The sequence below is a fragment of the Legionella septentrionalis genome, assembly GCF_003989745.1.
Classification (GTDB): Bacteria; Pseudomonadota; Gammaproteobacteria; order Legionellales; family Legionellaceae; genus Legionella_A; species Legionella_A septentrionalis.
In genome coordinates this window covers 76,787-94,509 of the sequence record NZ_RZGS01000001.1, presented here as the reverse complement: position 1 = coordinate 94,509, position 17,723 = coordinate 76,787, and the positions used below count along the sequence as shown (strand labels likewise).

The following is a 17,723-nucleotide window of genomic DNA, read 5'->3' as shown; positions in this document are numbered from 1 at the left end:
TATTCACAGATTGACAAATTGTTTTTTTTGCTAACAAATTTATAAAAAATAATTTTTTTGCAAACTTTTTGTTTATACTTATTACTTTTTTTAAAGCCAATCCAAAATATTAAGCCATGATGAGTGATATAATTGAGCGGAAATCGCTGACTGAATTTACCGAAAAAGCATATCTGGATTATTCCATGTATGTGATTTTGGACCGTGCGCTGCCGCATATTGCCGATGGTTTTAAACCCGTGCAGCGGCGGATTGTATATGCTATGTCGGAGCTTGGATTAAAAGCCACGGCAAAATATAAAAAATCAGCTCGAACGGTCGGAGATGTATTGGGTAAGTTTCACCCTCATGGCGATTCAGCTTGTTATGAAGCCATGGTTTTAATGGCCCAGCCTTTTTCATATCGCTACCCGCTTGTGGATGGGCAAGGTAACTGGGGGTCAACCGATGATCCCAAATCCTTTGCAGCGATGCGTTACACTGAGGCAAGGTTATCTGCTTATGCCGAGCTTTTACTGGCAGAATTACAGCAAGGTACGGTCGATTGGGTGGATAATTTTGATGCTACCTTGCAAGAGCCGGCATTGTTGCCTGCAAAACTTCCAAACGTTTTGCTCAATGGTGCGACGGGTATTGCGGTGGGAATGGCATCGGATATTTTGCCACATAATTTAACCGAAGTTGCCAATGCCTGCATTCATTTGCTTGAGTATCCGGATGCAGATTTAGCTGCCATCTTGGAATTTATCAAAGGCCCTGATTTCCCTACGCAAGCAGAAATTATTTCCAGCAAGGAAGTATTAGCAAGCATTTATGCCACCGGTGGCGGCTCCATTAAAATGCGCGCCGTGTATCGAGTAGAAAAACAACAGATAGTGATTACCGCACTGCCTTATCAAGTTTCAGGTGCCAAGGTGATGGAGCAAATTGCGCTACAGATGCAGCAGAAAAAATTACCGATGGTTGAAGATTTACGCGATGAATCAGATCACTTGCACCCCACGCGCATTGTCATCATCCCCCGTTCAAACCGGGTTGATGTGGAAGGGTTAATGCTGCACTTGTTTGCTACCACCGATTTGGAACGCAGTTACCGTGTAAATTTTAACATGGTGGGTTTGGATGGTAAGCCTCGGGTTAAAAATTTATTGGATATATTAAATGAATGGCTAACATTTCGCCTGCATACGGTAACCAGACGTTTGCAGCACCGTTTGCAAAAGGTTTTAGATCGTTTGCATGTGTTGCAGGGTTTGTTAATTGCTTATTTAAATCTTGATGAAGTGATTGCCGTGATTCGTGAAGCGGATGAACCCAAGCAGGCATTAATGACGCGCTTTGGCTTAAGCGAGCGGCAAGCAGATGCCATACTCGAGACAAAGCTGCGGCATCTGGCAAAGCTTGAGGAAATAAAATTGCATGCAGAAGCGGATGAACTCAAGGCAGAACAGCTTAGCCTGCAGGAAATTTTAGGCAGCAGTGCACGTTTGCGCCATTTGGTAAAAGAAGAAATTATTGCTGCACGTGAACAATATGGCGATGTGCGCCGTTCTCCCATTATTGAGAGGGAAACCTCACAAGCGTTAAAAGAAGAAGATATTTTACCCAACGAACCCATCACGGTAATCCTTTCGGAAAAAGGTTGGGTGCGTGCAGCCAAGGGCCATGACGTAGCAGGCCATGAGTTGGGGTATAAAGCAGGCGATGCATTTAAAGCGCAAACCAATGCACGTACGAATCAACTGGTATTGTTTTTTGATAGTGAAGGAAAAGTCTATTCATTGCCTGGACATGCGCTGCCTTCTGCACGGGGACAAGGTGAGCCGCTTACCGGCAAATTAAATCCCGCCGATGGTATGGCGTTTACTGCACTCATCAGTGGCGAGCCTGAGGATTGGGTATTGTTGACCAGCGATGCCGGTTATGGGTTTTTAACACAACTGAAAGAATTGTATGTAAAAAACCGTAATGGTAAAGCTTGTTTGAAATTGCCAGCCAACAGCCAGGTATTGCCACCGCGATTATTGGCCAGTAAAGCTGAGGCACACATTGCTTGCGCAACAAATACCGGACGCTTGTTATTGTTTGCGAGCAATGAATTGCCTGAGCTTGCTCGTGGCAAGGGTAATAAATTGATTAATATTCCTGCTGCCAAGTTGGCGCACAGGGAAGAGTTTGTTATCGATGTGCAAGTCCTGACGCTTGAAGAATCTTTGATGGTATGTGCCGGGAAGCGTCATTTCACCCTTAAGAAAGCCGATTTACAGCATTACTTAGGGGAACGTGGGCGGCGTGGGAATCGTTTGCCGCGCGGCTTGCAAAATGTCACCGCGCTTAAGGTAATACAAAATTAAACGTTTTCTTGGCTGACCTGATTTATTTTACTTTCCAGGGAGCTGATGAATTCCGTCAATTGATGGCGCCGCTGTTCCTGTTGCGTTTGACAAGTGATTAATTCATGGCTTACCTGCAACGCGGCTAATAACAGAATTTGATAATCATCAAGCTGCCTGAACTGATTTTTTTTCTCCTGCATGCAAGCATTGAGCTTTATTGCAGCACGTTGCAAACCTTCTGCCTCGTTCTCGGGGCATTTGATTTCATAAGATTTACTTAATAAACGGATTGTACTGGATTTTGTTTTTGTCATAAATTAACCCCATTATCTCTCATCTGCATTTGTTTGCATTTTGCCAGATAATTCCCGCTGAAATTGATTAATTGGATCGCACGTATGAGAGTTGCACCTTGGCAAAGTGTAGCAATTTTGGTTTGTTCGGGCAAATCAGTTATGATTATGGGTTTGTTGACAGAGATTTAAACTACCTATGAGCAGCATGCAATTACATTTGCCGGATTATCAACTTTTTCTCGACGCAATTGCCCCTCTGGCGTTACCCATTTCTCCCAGTGAATTGCATGGCATCATTTGCGGTTTTTTATGCGCAGGCGAGTTGCAAAAAGGGGAAACTTATTTGCGTACTTTGTTGCTGCATAAAAGCAATGAATCTACACGCGCCGCACTTTCCATTATTTTTGAAGTATTTACGATAAGCCAACAACAGATAGGCAATTTTGATTTTGAGTTTCAACTCATGCTTCCCGATGATGAAACCCCGCTAAGGGATCGCGCACAAGCATTTGGCGAGTGGTGCAGTGGCTTTATGCAAGGGTTGAGGATGTCAGGCGTTGACGTGAATCAGTTACAGGAAGAAGATGCGCAGGATGCTCTGCAACATTTGGCTGAATTTTCACAACTCGACTATGAGTCTTTGCATGTAGACGAAGAAGATGAGCAGGCATTGCTGGAAGTAAGCGAATATGCGCGTCTGGCTGTGTTGCGTATTTATAATGACTTGCTGCAAGACAAACTGGATGGCAATTCTGAAATTGCTCATTAAAATTTTCCAAAAAATTAGCGCAAGGGGATGCGATGGATTCGAGAAAAGAATATCAAATCAGACGCCGTGTTTTGGCGGATAAATTGCCGCCGCACTCCCTGGCTATTATTCCTGCTGCCAGCGAGTCATTACGCAATGGCGATGCGCATTACCGTTTTCGCCAAGACAGCGATTTTTATTATTTAACGGGTCTCAACGAGCCGGATGCGCTGTTGTTAATTACTGCAAATCCTGGGAGTGAAAGTTTTTTATTTAACTTACCCAAGGATTTGAGCAAGGAGCAGTGGACAGGTATGCGCCTTGGGCAAGAAGCCGCGCCGGAAATCCTTGGGGTGGATAAAGCTTACCCGCTGGACAGTTTTCCAATGCGCTTGGTTGAATTCATGGCAGGCAGGGCAAGCATTTATTATCCCATCAGCCGTTACCCTGCGCTGGATAATAATATTAAACAGGCATGGCTGCTGGTCAAAGATCAGGTGCGGCGGGGAGCGCTCGCCCCTGAATCTTTCCATGATCTCACCCCGATTTTAAGCGAAATGCGTTTGTTTAAAAGCGGCGCCGAACTCGATCTCATGCGTGAAGCGGCGCGGATTTCTGTAGCCGCGCATCAGCGCGCCATGCGTTTTTGCCGGCAGGCGGAATATGAATATCAACTTGAAGCCGAACTCTTGTATGAATTTACCCGGGAAGGTTGTCGCAGTGTGGCTTATGATCCCATTGTTGCTTCTGGAGATAATGCTTGTATCCTGCATTATACAGCCAATGATAAACCGCTGCGGTCGGGTGATTTATTGTTGATTGATGCTGGCGGTGAATATAAAAATTACGCTGCCGATATCACGCGTACCTATCCGGTAAATGGCCGGTTTAGTGCCGAACAGCGGCAAATTTACGAGTTGGTATTGCGTGCACAGAAGGCGGGTATCGCTTGCATCCGCCCAGGTTGCGCATGGGATAAAATACAAAAAACCATGGTAGAAATATTGACAGCGGGTCTTGTGGATTTGGGAATTTTACAAGGCAATACTGAGGATTTAATAGAAAGCGAAGCATATAAACCTTTTTACATGCATCAATCTGGGCACTGGCTGGGGTTGGACGTGCATGATAGCGGCCGCTACAAGCTCGAGGGAGAATGGCGCACCTTGCAACCTGGCATGGTGTTGACCGTAGAGCCAGGCTTATATTTTCATCCTGATTTAAACTGCATAGATCGCCGTTGGCGGGGCATTGGAGTACGCATCGAAGATGATGTGCATGTCACAGCCGATGGGCATGAGAATCTAACTCATGCATTAGCGGTTGAAGTCGAAGAGCTTGAGGCAATGATCCGTGGTTGAAAAAGAGATCGATATTCTAATAATTGGTGGTGGGTTAACCGGCGCCACCTTGGTGCTGGCATTGGCGGCGATGGATTTGCAAGTCTTATTAGTAGAAGCACGCCCGTTTTCCGACAAAATTAAGGCTGATTTTGATTCCCGCAGTTTGGCCTTGTCGCCTGCCAGCGTGCAAATTCTAACCAAGATAAATGTCTGGCCAAAATTAAAAAACCATGCCATGCCCATTGAAACCATTCACGTGTCGGAAAAATTGCAATTTGGCAGTGCGCGCCTTGAAGGTAACCGCCAGCACCCGCTTGGGCATGTGGTAGAAATGCAGCACATTCAAACAGCGCTGCATGAATTATTGCCTGCGCAGCAGATTTTAGCTCCGGCGTCGTTGTTGGCTTTGGACGCGAAAGCGGGGATTGCCACCATTCATCATGGCGATGCATGCATTAAAGTCAAGGCAAAATTAATCGTTGCCGCGGATGGCTCTGATTCCTGCGTGCGCCAGTTATGCGGTTTATCTGCTGAAATTAAAGATTACAAGCAGCATGCCTTGGTGGCGAATATGGGCTTGTCACGGCCACATCGGCAGTTTGCTTATGAGCGCTTTACCCGCTCAGGACCTATGGCATTGCTTCCCATGACGGATTTGCGTGCTGCTTTGGTTTGGTCTTTAGCTCCTGCTGATGCCGAAAAGATGCATTCGCTCCCCGAGCCGGATTTTTTGGCGATCCTGCACAAGGAGTTTGGCTATCGTTTGGGGCGTTTCACTAAGGTAGGGCAACGTTCTTTATATCCTCTGCGTCAAATCATCATGCCTAAGCAAACGGCTTGGCCGATCATTTTTGTAGGAAATGCGGCTCATACCTTGCATCCGGTGGCGGGGCAGGGATTTAATCTTGGTCTTCGTGATGTCGCTGTATTAGCGCAATGCATTGCCCAAAAAGGGTTAAACCCTGGTATGCTCAACCATTATCAACAGCTTCGCCAGCATGATCAACATTTAATCACCCGTTTAACGGATGGATTGATAAGTTTATTCAGCAGCCGTATTCCAGGCTTTGCCGGAGTGCGCAGCCTAGGGTTAATTGCTTTAAACCATACGTCTTTTTTAAAGAAATTATTAATGCGCTATGCTTCCGGTTACGCCGGCATTGTACCGAATTTGGTATGCGGGATTCCTCTAGAGCAAAGTGCGGAGGCAAGCCATGAGTGAATATTATGACGTGTTGGTGCTCGGCGGCGGCGTTGTAGGTTTAAGCGCTGCAATCGCCATGCGACAGCGGGGGTATTCGGTAGGCATAGTCGATGCAGGCATGCTCGCTGCGGATATTGCCAAACCAGATGCGCGCGTTTATGCAATTAACCAAGCTTCCCAATCTTTATTGCAGGCATTGGCCGTCTGGGAGCAGATTATAAAAAGCCGTATTTCACCTTATACCAATATGTATATTTGGGATGCGGCCAATCAGGCGCATATTGAGTTTGATGCGCGTATGGTGGGTACGGATAGGTTAGGAACTATTATTGAAGAATCGGTGTTAAAGCAAGCCTTGCTGGCCAGAGCTGCCGAGCTTGGCGTATCTTTTTTTGCAAATAATAAAGTGCACGCTGTAGCTCCTGATAGCGAAGAAATCCGTGTGGCTGCAGGCGCCAATGCATGGCGTGCCAAATTGCTGATGATTGCTGATGGGGCGAATTCAGCAACCCGGGATTTATTGGGGGTTGAGCTCACCAGTTGGCCTTATCACCAGCAAGCCATAGTAGTTAATGTGCGTACAGAATATGCGCATCAATACACGGCTTATCAAGTGTTCAATGCTGATGGCCCACTGGCTTTTTTGCCGCTTGCCGATGCTCATGAATGCTCTATCGTTTGGTCAACCACGCAGCAGCGTGCCCAATTTCTAATGGGTTTGAGTGAAGAAAAATTTAACCAGGAACTAACCCGCGCTTTTGCAGCAAAACTGGGACGTGTGCAGATAGCAAGTACACGATACCAATTTCCCTTACACATGCGGCATGTCAAACAATACCAGGGGATGCGTTGGATGCTGATGGGAGATGCGGCGCATACCATCCACCCTTTAGCAGGCTTAGGGCTTAACTTAGGTTTGGAAGATATTAGCGCATGGTTATCCATATTGGATGCACAATTGGCCTGGTCTCCCAAGGAGCTTCGTGCTTATCAGCGACAACGTAAATATGCAGTGTGGCAAATGATTGCTGCCATGCAGGGCTTGAAAACGCTGTTTGCCAATCCGTTAAGGCCGGTAATCCACTTACGTGGCTTGGGATTGAATGCCTGCAATCAGCTGCCTATATTAAAGCGTTTCTTCATTGAGCAAGCTGCTGGCAGTCGCATGGGTGCGCAATTTTAAAACATGTGGTATACTATTCGGCCTTGATTTGTCCGATGGAGAAAACCTCATGAAGTTATCCCGATGGGTCTTTGCGGTCTTATTGCTCAGTGGCGGCGCAATTGCTGCACCCGATGTTGAAATTGTGGGAGAAATTACGCAGCCTGTAACATTGCCTGCAAATCCTGGCAATATTGTAGGTCGATCTGTACCGCAAGCCCCTGTCAGCAAGCAAATTACTTTATTAAAAATGCAACTGTCTGAGCGCGCCATGCAAACCATCGTGCAGCGTGCGGGACGAATCGGCTTAGGCTATCAATCTGTATCCATGTCTGCGAAGCTTCCTGCCGCAGTTCAATTAGGCATGAATAATGTACCCGTGTTGGATCAAGGTGTGCATGGTACTTGCGTAACATTTGCCAATACCGCAGCCATCAATGCGGCTTTGAATAAGGGCGATTATATTAGCCAGTTATGTCAATTGCAGTTAGGCCTTCATTTTGCAAATAATGGTTACAATGCCAGTGGTTGGGAAGGCACCTTTGGACCTTATGTATTAAATCAAATGGATGCATTCGGGATTGTAAGCAAAACGCAACAACGTACTTATGGTTGCGGCGGACTCACCGAATATCCTCTAGCAGATGCAGCTCCGGTAACGGAAATGCCGCTTCCTGACTACCACCCTTTGAGCGAGCCTATTCACAAGAGAGTGGCTTGGTCGCCAATTCTCAACGTATATCAAGCCATGCTGGATGGCAGCGAGCCGGACAGGGTAATCAATGATATAAAGGTAGCGCTTAATCATGGCGACCGCGCTACATTTGGTGTCTTATTGGCTGATGTAGAGCTTGGCGTTGCGGGTGCCGTGGGTAAGCATGCAGCGACTAACGATACTTGGATTTTAACGCCGCAAATTGTTCGTGATATCAAAGAGGGTTCAGCCAGCTTTGGCGGCCATGAAATGATCATTACTGGTTATGATGACAATGCCGTTGCTGTCGATAATGAAGGCAATCAGTACCGGGGGTTGTTTACCGTCAGAAATTCCTGGGGTAGCCGCATCGGTAATAAGGGAGATTTTTATATTTCCTATGATTACTTGAAAGTCTTAGCATTGGAAGCGCAGCGCATTCGCCGTCTTTTTTAAGATAGTATTTCTGGCACCTGCTCACGGCAGGTGCTTTATTCTCCGCGCGCAAATTGTTGTTTGCTAAATTCTACTCTGGCTTGTACCGGTTCTTTTCCTTGGGCTGCGCGCGCCTCAATGGTACGATATCGGCGCAATACGCCTTCACGGTTAGCAATTTGTATGTTTAAACCTGGTCTTGCATTCAGTTCCAGCATCAACGGGCCGTGATCTTTATCGAGAACAATATCTACGCCAAGATAGCCAAGACCGGTTAATTCATAAGAACTTGCAGCAATTTCCAAAATTTTATCCCAATAAGGAATTTTTATGCCAACGATGGCATTTAATGTATCTGGATGATAATCAATGGCATCGTTATGAAAGACACCGCCTAAGGTAACCCCATCTGCCAGATTAACCCCTGTGCCAATAGCACCCTGATGAAGGTTTGCCTTGCCTCCCGACAAGCGGGTGGGTAAACGCAGCATGGCCATGGCGGGATAACCCAAAAGGGAAATGACGCGGACATCCGGGATCCCTTCATAACTAACTGGAGCAAATACCGGATCCACCACTACCCGATGTTCGATAATCGCATAATCGGCATAACCCCCGAGGCTATATGCCCCAGACAATAAACAAGAAAGATGATAGCTTAATTCTTGCGTGGTTAATAATTTTCCATTTATTTGCCGGTAGCGGCCAAATACCCTATCAGTGATCACTAATATTCCATCACCGCCTGCGCCGCGGGCAGGTTTTATGACGAAATCGGAATATGGTTTTAATATTTCATCTATTTTTTTTATCTGCGGCTCAGATTCGATGGTTGTATACAAGGGCGGGACGGCAATGCCTGCCTCAATAGCCAGGCGTTTGGTTTTCAATTTGTCGTCAACCAACGGATAAAATTTGCGTTGGTTATAACGCAACACATAATCGCTGTTGCGTTGGTTGATGCTTAAAACGCCTTGTTTACGCAGGCGTCGGTAAGTACCTAACATTATTTAGCTCCTGCCAACGCGCTAAAGCGTACCAATTCCAGCAGGCGATAGCCGCGGTATTGTCCAAATAGGAGAATAAGAGCCAATAATGCCAGCAATAATTCAGGAAAAGCAAAGATGAGATATTGCATGGGAGCATAACTCATTGCCCAGTAACAAATAATAGCGGCAACCAGACTTCCTGTGCCGGATTTAATGGCTTCATAAGCCCCGCGCTCATCCCAGGTAATACACATACGCTCGATGATCATGGTCAAGATAACCATTGGGAAAAGAGCTACAGAGAGGCCGGCATCAAGACCTAGATGCAAGCTGATGACGCTGATAAAAATCATTAAAAGAATAACCACCGTTAAGATTGCTGCCAATCTCGGGACCAGAAGCAAGCGCAGCTGATCTAAGTAAAACCGTGCCAGCAAGCCGAATGAGATGATGATGGTAAACAGCATAACACCCCATACGACTTGCGTTTCCCGAAACGCAAGTGCAATGAGGACTGGCATAAAAGTGCCAAATGTGCTGAATCCTATAAAATTGCGCAGCAGCAAGATGATGAACGCACCAATGGGTACGGTGAGTAAAATTTTGTAAGTTTCTTGCACATTGACCGGTAATTGCAATAATGAAAAGCGCAGCAATTCAGATTCAGTTTGCAACCCGCGGGCTTTGGCAATACTGAGCGCATTGATAGGCGTTGGGGATACGGTAAGGGTAAACGCAGGTTTTTTCCCTCCGGATACCTGAAACATAGGCTCATTACCGTATTGCCAAATCAGGAAATTTTTGGGTAAACCTGCGGCTCCGGTGCGTGGATTGATATAACTCCACTCTTTTTCATTGTATACAGCCAGAAAAAGATTAAAGCTTGCATCTTTATTTAAAGAATTGAGGTAAATGCCCTGTACCGGCATGGCATATATGCGGGCTTGGTTCAAAATGGTGATCGCGGCTGAAACAACTTTCTCATCGCTAAACTGGTTACCCACCAGTAATTTGGCATTGCCATCTTGTTTGTTTAATTCTTTAACCGTGCTTTGTGCAAAAGTTTGGATGTCAGCAGAAGATTGCCTGGCTTTTTCAATGATGGTATTCACTGCGGTTTTTTGATCATCAGGCAACGTTAAAATCTTAAGCGTATGCGGTTTGGTTAAATGCACCTCGCTATTATCCGTTTCGCGGAAAATGGCCCGATAGTAAAGTGATTGTGGTCCATTGCTGCGGCGTAAAGTCCAAACCACCTTGCGGTTAAGGCCGTTGAGATTCGTCGTGACGCCGTAATTTTGCGAAATGAAATACTCATCCAAAATGGTAAAATAAGACGGCATATAAGGGATAGTAAAGCTTGCCTTCACCGGCATGTTGCGTTCTGAATCAAAGCGCAGTTTGGCTTCCACCATCCAACTATTCACATCTTCACTATCATTAAGCGGTACATCGAGCACGAAATGCCGATATAAAAAAATACCCATGCCTAATAAAAACAAGGTAATGATTAAGCCATATACATGACGTCTATTTGAATTCATTGTTTATCCGTTCGCGATTTAACTGTAAACTTCAAACTCGGGTCTACGATGCCGCCAAAGGCAATAATAGCTTCCCGGCCTAGCAAAAGAGGGTAAATAAAACGCTTGCGATTGGTCAGGTTCACACGAATGGTGCGTTCTTTATCAGCAATTTTTAAGCGCATCAATACCACGGGTCTGGTAAATGAAGAGCGACGCAGCAGCGGATTGGCACGGATTTCTCCTGAGCGGACTTTAATGTTAACATCCCCCACGTATTCCGATTCAAATAAAATATCGCCTTCCTTGCTGGGTACGATAAAACTTATATAAGGCTTCCCATCGATAGTTTTTTGGGTGATATGCGTTGCATTTAGCGAGGCTGATTTTGCTCCGGTGTCTAATTTGGCTGATAAAGTTAAATTTTTATCCACCAGCGTCACTTTTTCAATAAAGCCATATATTACTTTCTCATTGTCTGCCATGGCCTGCCCAACTAATAATAACCAGGAAAAAAACAACAGCCACAATAACCGCATCAAATCTCCAAAACCAATTAAAATTGTGATCCTATCAGGTTTGGCTCTTTGCGCACAGTATGCCGATCATATGGAATAAATGGAAGAATGTAATGGCGGACGATAGCATTGTAAGAAAAATTAACCAAGACATAGCTTTTATTTTTTTCACTTTTTTATGATATAATTACTGATGGGCCAAACCTTTTGGCGTAAATTTGAACCATATTGAAAAGTTACTTGCCATTTAGCATAGTAAGCTGTACAATTTGCACCATCTTAGCCACCGCCTTGTGATGACGCATGACGACTGAGGTAAAACCGCCCCAATCTGCAAAAAATAGTGACCCAGCTTCCATGACTTTTTGGGAGCGCGTAGATGCGGAAAATCGTGCATTTGCTAAAAAATTAAACGATGCGCAGGTGGTTTATGCATTATATGGTTGTCTTGATGGTTTCAGTCTCTCCTACAGTTTCTTCGCCTATTGTGTAAAAGCCTTTTTCGATTCTGAAAATTCTTCCGATAAGATGCATGAAATACTGACCAGCCCGGCGGGCATGGCAGTTATGATCACAGAATCGATTGCTATGGTTGGCTTTTCACTGTTTGCCAATGTGTTTAAAGACGATGATAAAAATCCACTCAAGCGTTACATTGCTGTACTCTGGCCTTATTTTCGCGATGCGATTAAAGGATTAAAAAATGCTTACAAGGGTGTGCAAAGTTTTACCCAAATATTGTCAGTGGTCAGCGGCGAGAATATGAATTTCTTGCTTCTGCCAACGGCTTTGGTGGCGGGGGCGTTTTCTATATTTAATCGGATTTGGTACCGTTATTTATTATCGCAACGCAAGGGAATGATGAAGCACAACCGCAAAGCTTTGGAAGCCTTGCAGAAAATGGACTGGCAGCTTTTGGATCAGGAAAAAATTGCATCTTATCGCGAGGAATTGCAAAAGCAGGAAGAATTTTTAAGCCATATTCGTTATCGCGGTTTAATTTCGCAAGCCTACAGCGGAATCATCGATGGTTTGTATTTGTACATGGGAGTAATGAGCGTTTCAGTGTTTGCGGCTCCTGTGTTTATTACGCTGGCTGTTTTCAGTTCCCTTTATGTGGCGCTTTGTATTGCGACGCGCATGTATGAAGAGCATGATTACCAGCGTAAATTACGCATCAGTAAAACCAAAGTGGAGTTGGCTTTGTGTGGCAGGGAATTAGAAGCCATGGTTGAGAATTTTTGCAGGCAAAATGCTCAAGTTGTCGTTGAGGGTTATGAACAGTTTAAGGAAGATTTAAGCCGGCAGTTAATATTGTTTAATAATCACCGCCAGTTTTTATATGACAATTTAAAATTAGGCTATTCTTCTGCCGCATTGGCCGGTTTGAAGAATGGTTTGGCGGCTTATGGTGTAATAGCAAGTTTACTTTTTGCTGCAGCGACGGTCAGTACCATGTGCGGGGTGATGCTTTCGCCTGTCGTGGTCATTGTTGCGGTGGCAAGCGGAATAGCATGTCTGCTGGGATTTTTAATCCATGCCCTAGTTAAAAATTATTTTCATGCTTCGGCCCAGGAATCATATATTGCCGAACATCCGGCTAACTCCAAGCAGTTGTTAAAACAGCTCAAGGAAAATGAAAGCATCGTTAGAAAATTGGCGCAAGAACCGGAAAAAGACAAATTTAAGCAGGAAATTCTGGATGATTTGGTCATTGATTTGGCAGTTCTGCAATTTAATATCCAGGAATGGACTGAAGTTGGGCGTTCGGGAATTTCCGGCTTATCCAAAGCGCAAAAAGCATTTTCGATTTTAATGGTGGCATGGCAGAAACAAGATGAAAAAGGCCATTATCAGGATACTGCCCCCATGTTTTGGGCCACAGCCCTGGGTGCTGTCCTTTATTGTACGGGATTTGCACTCAGGGCGTATGCGCGGGGGTTTGGCAAACCTCCATTAGACGATGTGGGTGTATTCCCGAAACATAGCAATTCTTCTAAATGGACTTCCTCAGAAGACGACACTTATGTAACACCACAAGATTCCGCTTCCCCAATTTCTGAACCAAATGATGTTGTTACCTCTGAATTGACGCCTTCGTGCGATAAAACATCTTTCTCCGTCAGCCGATCCCCTTCTCTCTTTTTTAACGCCAATTCTATTGCCCGTTCTCGCAGCGAAAATTACATGAAACTTAAATCCGGTGAACAGGACGAAACATTGGATGGAGGAAAAAAGAGTTACACATCCTACACTTTTGGCTATGCGACAGAAATTTTGGTATAGCTACTCTGTTATTTTGTATAACTGAGGATTTAAATTTGGGTCATTATACATTTTAAATTGATGATATATTTTAAAAGTGCGGGTCTTTGCAAGAATTTCGTGCAGTAATTCCGTTAAGCAACCCTGCAGCTGCTGTTGCTGCAAATGGATGACGTGTAACTTTTCCAGGCAAGTTTGCCGGTGTGTTTCGTCTACATCCTGGCGCTGCGTTTGGGCGTTCATGTGGTAAGCCTTGAGTGCCAAAATAGATAGGCGATCGATCATCATGCCGGGAGTTTCCGAGTGTACAGGACAAATCCCGGCTTGTGCCGGCTGTAGTAGTTTAAATAACCATGTATCCATTTCTTCCATGCGGTTATTACGTTGTTGATTGTATTGATCAATTTCACGCTTGGCTCGATAAACAAATTCATAACCCTGATCATCACGGCGGGCTCTATCTTCTGCATGCCATAACTGATAATTAAAGGCATGATTTTCCTCTACCAATCTTAAAAAGCCTTCTTGCTTAAATTGAATGTTGTCTTTTTTCCAATTTATGATGGAATCTTGCTGCAGTTTTGTAATTTCAGGTACAAAGGTTTCGGGTTTCATAGTATGTCCTACAATAAATTGCGTTATGGTAGCATGTATTAATGGCAGGACCGAATAAAGATGGCTAAATCATATTTCCGAATTTTAGTTCGTGCTAAGCTTCCCAAACGCAGTTAATAATGAGATTTTAGGATTGGAGAGAAAAATATGAAGCTTTTATTTGCAATTTTTTCACTCTTCTGGGCATTGAATGCTTATGCTGATGAAATATTTCCTGCAGGTTGCAGACCCATTACAGTCAAGGATGAATCTGTAAAACTTGCTGCGGATAAACCGGCGCTTATTATGATTCACAATCTTTCTGATACGGAACTTTGGATCACGCATCCTGTCGATGAGCCTAATGCCAGTGCTGGCTGGAGCAGCCGTTTGCAGGGTGGAAACTGGTCAGCGCTTGTATTGAACAATAAGTCCTTCGAACTTTTTTGTGTAGAAACAAAGCCTGGGCATGAGCAACAAGTTCCTTGCGTCGGTGTGTTGGGTGTTTGTGAGTGGGTCGGAATGAGTATTGCCAAAGAAGATACGGGCACATTTTGGGCAGGGGAAAATATGAAATTATCCGCATTGACAGCCTATATTGGGCGCCGCGGATTTGTAGTGCCTGCGACACCGGCTCCATAATGGTTTAAACTAAAAAATAAAAATTGGTGCACATGTGAGTAAAAAAAGAAAGACTCCTTTTTATAAAAATGATCCTTTTTATAAGAGAGAGAGCGAAAAATACGACGAGCCTATTCCTAGCCGCGAACTAATCCTGCAAGTTTTGGAAGATTATGGCCGCCCTATGTCGCGTAACCAGCTGTTTAACAAACTAGAGCTGGAAGAAGACAAGCAGGAAGTGGTGGGTTTTCGTCTGCGCGCCATGCTGCGCGACGGGCAAATCATGCAAGATAGGCGTGGACGCTATTGTTTGCTGCGTCATATCAATCTGCAGCGCGGTACCATTCAGGGACATCCCGACGGCTATGGATTTTTTATCCCAGATAGCGGCGGTGATGACATGGTGTTGCCTGCCATTGAAATGCGTGCCGTCATGCACGGTGATACCGTGCTTGCCTACCAAACCGGTTTAGACCGCCGCAATCGACCGGAAGGTAAAATTCACGAAGTCATTGAGCATGCAAATACAAACGTGGTTGGCCGTTTTTTTTCTGAGCGGGGAGTATGTTTTGTTGTCCCCGATAATAAAAGGCTCACCCTGGATATCTCTATTCCACCTGAAATGACGCTGGGCGCCAAAGATGGACAAATTGTTTTAGTCGAATTGTTGTCTTATCCAAGCAAGCGCACTCAGGCTGTAGGTAAAATTGTCCATATTTTAGGCGAGCACATGGCGCCTGGGATGGAAACCGAAGTCGCCATTTTAGCTCATGGCATCCCGGCAGAGTGGCCCGATGAGGTTATCGCTGAGGTAGGCAAGGTTCCAATGCAAGTGCGTGTAGAAGAGCTTGCTGGCCGTCTCGATCTCCGCAACCTTCCATTTGTAACGATTGATGGCGAAGATGCAAAAGATTTTGATGATGCTGTTTATTGTTATAAAAAAGCCAAGGGTGGTTACCAATTGTATGTTGCTATCGCCGATGTAAGCCATTACGTGCCTTCACACTCGGCTTTAGACAGAGAAGCTGCCCGCCGGGGAAATTCGGTTTATTTTCCGAGTAAAGTGGTTCCCATGCTTCCGGAAGCTTTATCAAATGGCATTTGCTCGCTAAACCCCAAAGTGGATCGCTTAAGTATGGTGGTTGAAATGTCCATCAGCAGCACCGGGAAAATAGGCCGGGCGAGATTTTACAGAGCTGTTATCCATTCACATGCCCGGCTAACTTATACGCAGGTAAACCAGTGGCTGACTAAAGGCTTTATCGATAAAGAGTACGAAGCATTATGGCCGGCGCTGGAAGCGCTCTACAGCTTGTATCAAGTTTTATACGACATGCGCAGGATTCGCGGGGCTATGGATTTTGAAACCACAGAAACGCGCATCGAATTTGATGAAAACAGAAAGATCCAGCGCGTGGTGCCTGTACTTCGCAACGATGCCCATCGTTTAATTGAAGAATGCATGCTCGCTGCAAATATGGCGACAGCCCGCTTTTTGCAAAAAGCAAAAATTCCCGCCCTATATCGTGTGCACTTGACGCCTGATGAAGACAAGATCATGGCATTGCGTCAATTTTTAAACGAGTTGGGCGTGCAATTGGGAGGAGGTAAAAAGCCGCATCCCAAAGATTTTCAACGTACCCTGACTTCTATTGAAGACCGACCTGAGAAACATTTAATTGAAACAGTCATGCTGCGCTCACAAAAGCAAGCCCAATACATGGAAGTAAACGATGGGCATTTTGGGCTTGCGTATGCAGCATACACTCACTTCACCTCTCCGATTCGCCGCTACCCCGACCTTTTGATTCATCGGGCGGTGGGACATTTGCTGGATAAGCAGCCGGTGGACGAATTTATGTATAACGAAGACGATATGAGTTTACTGGGAAAACATTGTTCCGCCACCGAACGGCGAGCCGATGAAGCCACACGTGAAGTAATAGCATGGCTTAAGTGCGAATACATGCAGGATAAATTGGGGCAAATATTTCGTGGCCGGATTTCTGCAGTAACCGGCTTTGGAATTTTTGTCGAACTGGATGAAATTTACGTCGAGGGTTTGGTGCATGTTACCTCCCTGAAAAACGATTACTACACGTTTGATCCGATTAAACATCGCTTGGTTGGTGAGCGTGGGGGGAAAATCTATCGGTTGGGGGATAAAATGATGGTCTTGGTTGCCCGGGTAGATTTGGATGAGCGCAAAATTGATTTTGAACCTGCAGAAGATGGTAATGAGTAATGACTGAACAATATGTGTATGGAATGCATGCGGTGCAAGCTCTGCTTACCCGTAAGCTTCGTCCGGTGAAAGCTTTATTTGTGAATGAAGAGCGAGCCGATCAGCGCATGCATGCGTTACTTGAGCTTGCCAAGCAAAGGCAAATTCCAGTGGAGCGCTTATCGCTTGCGAAAATGCAGCAACAGTTTGCGGATTATACGCATCAAGGGATAGTGGCTAAAGCGGGCGCATTGCCGGAATATACCGAACAGGATGTTTTACGGCTTGTGCAGGATAATGTCCAACCTTGCCTTATTCTCATCTTGGATGGCGTGACCGATCCGCATAATCTAGGGGCGTGTTTACGCAGCGCTGATGGCGCTGGGGCAAATTTTGTAATCATTCCAAAAGATAAAAATGCAAGTTTGACGCCTGCAGTCAGCAAAGTTGCCTGTGGGGCTGCGGAATCAGTGCCTTTAATTCGTGTTACTAATTTAGTACGCATTATGGAGCTCCTTAAACAAGAAGGCGTGTGGATTTATGGGGCAGCCGGGGAAGCGGAAAACACTATTTATGATTTGGATTATACTGGCTCAATAGCCATGGTGATGGGAGCAGAAGATAAAGGGATGCGGCGATTAACCCGCGAACATTGTGATGCATTGTTTTCTTTACCCATGCTGGGATCGGTTTCCAGTCTGAATGTATCCGTTGCTACAGGAATTTCTTTGTATGAAGTGGTGCGGCAGCGGCAAGGCGCTGCACGCTAAA

Annotated in this window: 15 protein-coding genes; 10 read left to right on the top strand and 5 right to left on the bottom strand. The window is 45.2% G+C overall.

From position 1 onward, the window contains the following. The first annotated feature begins 119 nt into the window (after positions 1 to 119). Complete coding sequence (gene parC, locus ELY11_RS00450; protein WP_127032338.1) at positions 120 to 2,354, top strand: DNA topoisomerase IV subunit A; 2,235 nt, start codon at positions 120 to 122, stop codon at positions 2,352 to 2,354. Here the strand turns inward: parC and ELY11_RS00445 are convergent. Next, positions 2,351 to 2,650, bottom strand: a complete 300-nt coding sequence (locus ELY11_RS00445) for a cell division protein ZapA (RefSeq protein WP_126953212.1) — start codon at positions 2,648 to 2,650, stop codon at positions 2,351 to 2,353. The genes parC and ELY11_RS00445 overlap by 4 nt on opposite strands. 187 nt (positions 2,651 to 2,837) lie before the next feature. On the opposite strand from ELY11_RS00445, the gene ELY11_RS00440 reads away from it, so the two are divergent. The 5 genes from ELY11_RS00440 to ELY11_RS00420 are packed head-to-tail and all read left to right on the top strand — an operon-like array spanning position 2,838 to position 8,239. Then, on the top strand, positions 2,838 to 3,401 hold the full coding sequence (locus ELY11_RS00440; protein ID WP_407656416.1) for a UPF0149 family protein: 564 nt from the start codon (positions 2,838 to 2,840) through the stop codon (positions 3,399 to 3,401). A gap of 32 nt (positions 3,402 to 3,433) precedes the next feature. Further along, positions 3,434 to 4,741: a Xaa-Pro aminopeptidase gene (pepP, locus tag ELY11_RS00435; RefSeq protein WP_127032298.1), complete on the top strand. Its 1,308-nt coding sequence runs from the start codon at positions 3,434 to 3,436 to the stop codon at positions 4,739 to 4,741. Continuing rightward, the gene (locus tag ELY11_RS00430) at positions 4,734 to 5,945 is read left to right on the top strand and encodes an FAD-dependent monooxygenase (protein ID WP_126953209.1); all 1,212 of its coding nucleotides are present in this window, start codon (positions 4,734 to 4,736) and stop codon (positions 5,943 to 5,945) included. Before pepP ends, ELY11_RS00430 begins: the two co-directional genes overlap by 8 nt. After that, a complete protein-coding gene (locus ELY11_RS00425) occupies positions 5,938 to 7,110 on the top strand; it encodes an FAD-dependent monooxygenase (protein WP_126953208.1) in 1,173 nt (390 codons plus the stop codon). The genes ELY11_RS00430 and ELY11_RS00425 overlap by 8 nt, the downstream gene beginning before the upstream one ends. A 49-nt stretch (positions 7,111 to 7,159) precedes the next feature. Continuing rightward, positions 7,160 to 8,239 (top strand): C1 family peptidase, encoded by a 1,080-nt coding sequence (locus ELY11_RS00420; RefSeq protein ID WP_126953207.1) that lies wholly within the window; start codon positions 7,160 to 7,162, stop codon positions 8,237 to 8,239. Positions 8,240 to 8,274: 35 nt separating this feature from the next. Here the strand turns inward: ELY11_RS00420 and ELY11_RS00415 are convergent, their stop codons facing one another. From ELY11_RS00415 to ELY11_RS00405, 3 genes are read right to left on the bottom strand one after another with little or no spacing between them, the layout of a single operon-like run. Then, positions 8,275 to 9,225 (bottom strand): alpha-L-glutamate ligase-like protein, encoded by a 951-nt coding sequence (locus ELY11_RS00415; protein WP_126953206.1) that lies wholly within the window; start codon positions 9,223 to 9,225, stop codon positions 8,275 to 8,277. Further along, positions 9,225 to 10,751 (bottom strand): inactive transglutaminase family protein, encoded by a 1,527-nt coding sequence (locus tag ELY11_RS00410; RefSeq protein ID WP_126953205.1) that lies wholly within the window; start codon positions 10,749 to 10,751, stop codon positions 9,225 to 9,227. Before ELY11_RS00410 ends, ELY11_RS00415 begins: the two co-directional genes overlap by 1 nt. Then, the gene (locus ELY11_RS00405) at positions 10,748 to 11,269 is read right to left on the bottom strand and encodes an ATP-dependent zinc protease family protein (protein WP_126953204.1); all 522 of its coding nucleotides are present in this window, start codon (positions 11,267 to 11,269) and stop codon (positions 10,748 to 10,750) included. The genes ELY11_RS00410 and ELY11_RS00405 overlap by 4 nt, the downstream gene beginning before the upstream one ends. A gap of 282 nt (positions 11,270 to 11,551) precedes the next feature. Between ELY11_RS00405 and ELY11_RS00400 the strand changes: the two genes are divergently transcribed. Next, a complete protein-coding gene (locus ELY11_RS00400; RefSeq protein ID WP_126953203.1) occupies positions 11,552 to 13,534 on the top strand; it encodes a hypothetical protein in 1,983 nt (660 codons plus the stop codon). Here the strand turns inward: ELY11_RS00400 and ELY11_RS00395 are convergent, their stop codons facing one another. Next, positions 13,535 to 14,128 carry a DUF4254 domain-containing protein gene (locus tag ELY11_RS00395; protein WP_127032297.1) on the bottom strand — a complete coding sequence of 198 codons (594 nt, stop codon included), beginning with the start codon at positions 14,126 to 14,128 and terminating at the stop codon, positions 13,535 to 13,537. It abuts the gene before it with no gap. A gap of 147 nt (positions 14,129 to 14,275) precedes the next feature. On the opposite strand from ELY11_RS00395, the gene ELY11_RS00390 reads away from it, so the two are divergent. Genes ELY11_RS00390 through rlmB form a run of 3 tightly spaced genes read left to right on the top strand, consistent with a single transcriptional unit; the run spans position 14,276 to position 17,722 of the window. Further along, positions 14,276 to 14,749 carry a hypothetical protein gene (locus ELY11_RS00390; protein ID WP_127032296.1) on the top strand — a complete coding sequence of 158 codons (474 nt, stop codon included), beginning with the start codon at positions 14,276 to 14,278 and terminating at the stop codon, positions 14,747 to 14,749. Between the two features lie 34 nt (positions 14,750 to 14,783). Beyond that, positions 14,784 to 16,973 (top strand): ribonuclease R, encoded by a 2,190-nt coding sequence (gene rnr / locus ELY11_RS00385; RefSeq protein WP_126953200.1) that lies wholly within the window; start codon positions 14,784 to 14,786, stop codon positions 16,971 to 16,973. Then, the gene (rlmB, locus tag ELY11_RS00380) at positions 16,973 to 17,722 is read left to right on the top strand and encodes a 23S rRNA (guanosine(2251)-2'-O)-methyltransferase RlmB (protein ID WP_126953199.1); all 750 of its coding nucleotides are present in this window, start codon (positions 16,973 to 16,975) and stop codon (positions 17,720 to 17,722) included. The genes rnr and rlmB overlap by 1 nt, the downstream gene beginning before the upstream one ends. Position 17,723: the final 1 nt, after the last annotated feature.

What these genes read in the sequence shown, in the direction of transcription:
- parC (WP_127032338.1), top strand. Translation starts at nt 120, where the DNA reads ATGAGTGATATAATTGAGCGGAAATCGCTGACTGAATTTACCGAAAAA.
- ELY11_RS00445 (WP_126953212.1), bottom strand. Translation starts at nt 2,650, where the DNA reads ATGACAAAAACAAAATCCAGTACAATCCGTTTATTAAGTAAATCTTAT.
- ELY11_RS00440 (WP_407656416.1), top strand. Translation starts at nt 2,838, where the DNA reads ATGCAATTACATTTGCCGGATTATCAACTTTTTCTCGACGCAATTGCC.
- pepP (WP_127032298.1), top strand. Translation starts at nt 3,434, where the DNA reads ATGGATTCGAGAAAAGAATATCAAATCAGACGCCGTGTTTTGGCGGAT.
- ELY11_RS00425 (WP_126953208.1), top strand. Translation starts at nt 5,938, where the DNA reads ATGAGTGAATATTATGACGTGTTGGTGCTCGGCGGCGGCGTTGTAGGT.
- ELY11_RS00420 (WP_126953207.1), top strand. Translation starts at nt 7,160, where the DNA reads ATGAAGTTATCCCGATGGGTCTTTGCGGTCTTATTGCTCAGTGGCGGC.
- ELY11_RS00415 (WP_126953206.1), bottom strand. Translation starts at nt 9,225, where the DNA reads ATGTTAGGTACTTACCGACGCCTGCGTAAACAAGGCGTTTTAAGCATC.
- ELY11_RS00410 (WP_126953205.1), bottom strand. Translation starts at nt 10,751, where the DNA reads ATGAATTCAAATAGACGTCATGTATATGGCTTAATCATTACCTTGTTT.
- ELY11_RS00405 (WP_126953204.1), bottom strand. Translation starts at nt 11,269, where the DNA reads ATGCGGTTATTGTGGCTGTTGTTTTTTTCCTGGTTATTATTAGTTGGG.
- ELY11_RS00400 (WP_126953203.1), top strand. Translation starts at nt 11,552, where the DNA reads ATGACGACTGAGGTAAAACCGCCCCAATCTGCAAAAAATAGTGACCCA.
- ELY11_RS00395 (WP_127032297.1), bottom strand. Translation starts at nt 14,128, where the DNA reads ATGAAACCCGAAACCTTTGTACCTGAAATTACAAAACTGCAGCAAGAT.
- ELY11_RS00390 (WP_127032296.1), top strand. Translation starts at nt 14,276, where the DNA reads ATGAAGCTTTTATTTGCAATTTTTTCACTCTTCTGGGCATTGAATGCT.
- rlmB (WP_126953199.1), top strand. Translation starts at nt 16,973, where the DNA reads ATGACTGAACAATATGTGTATGGAATGCATGCGGTGCAAGCTCTGCTT.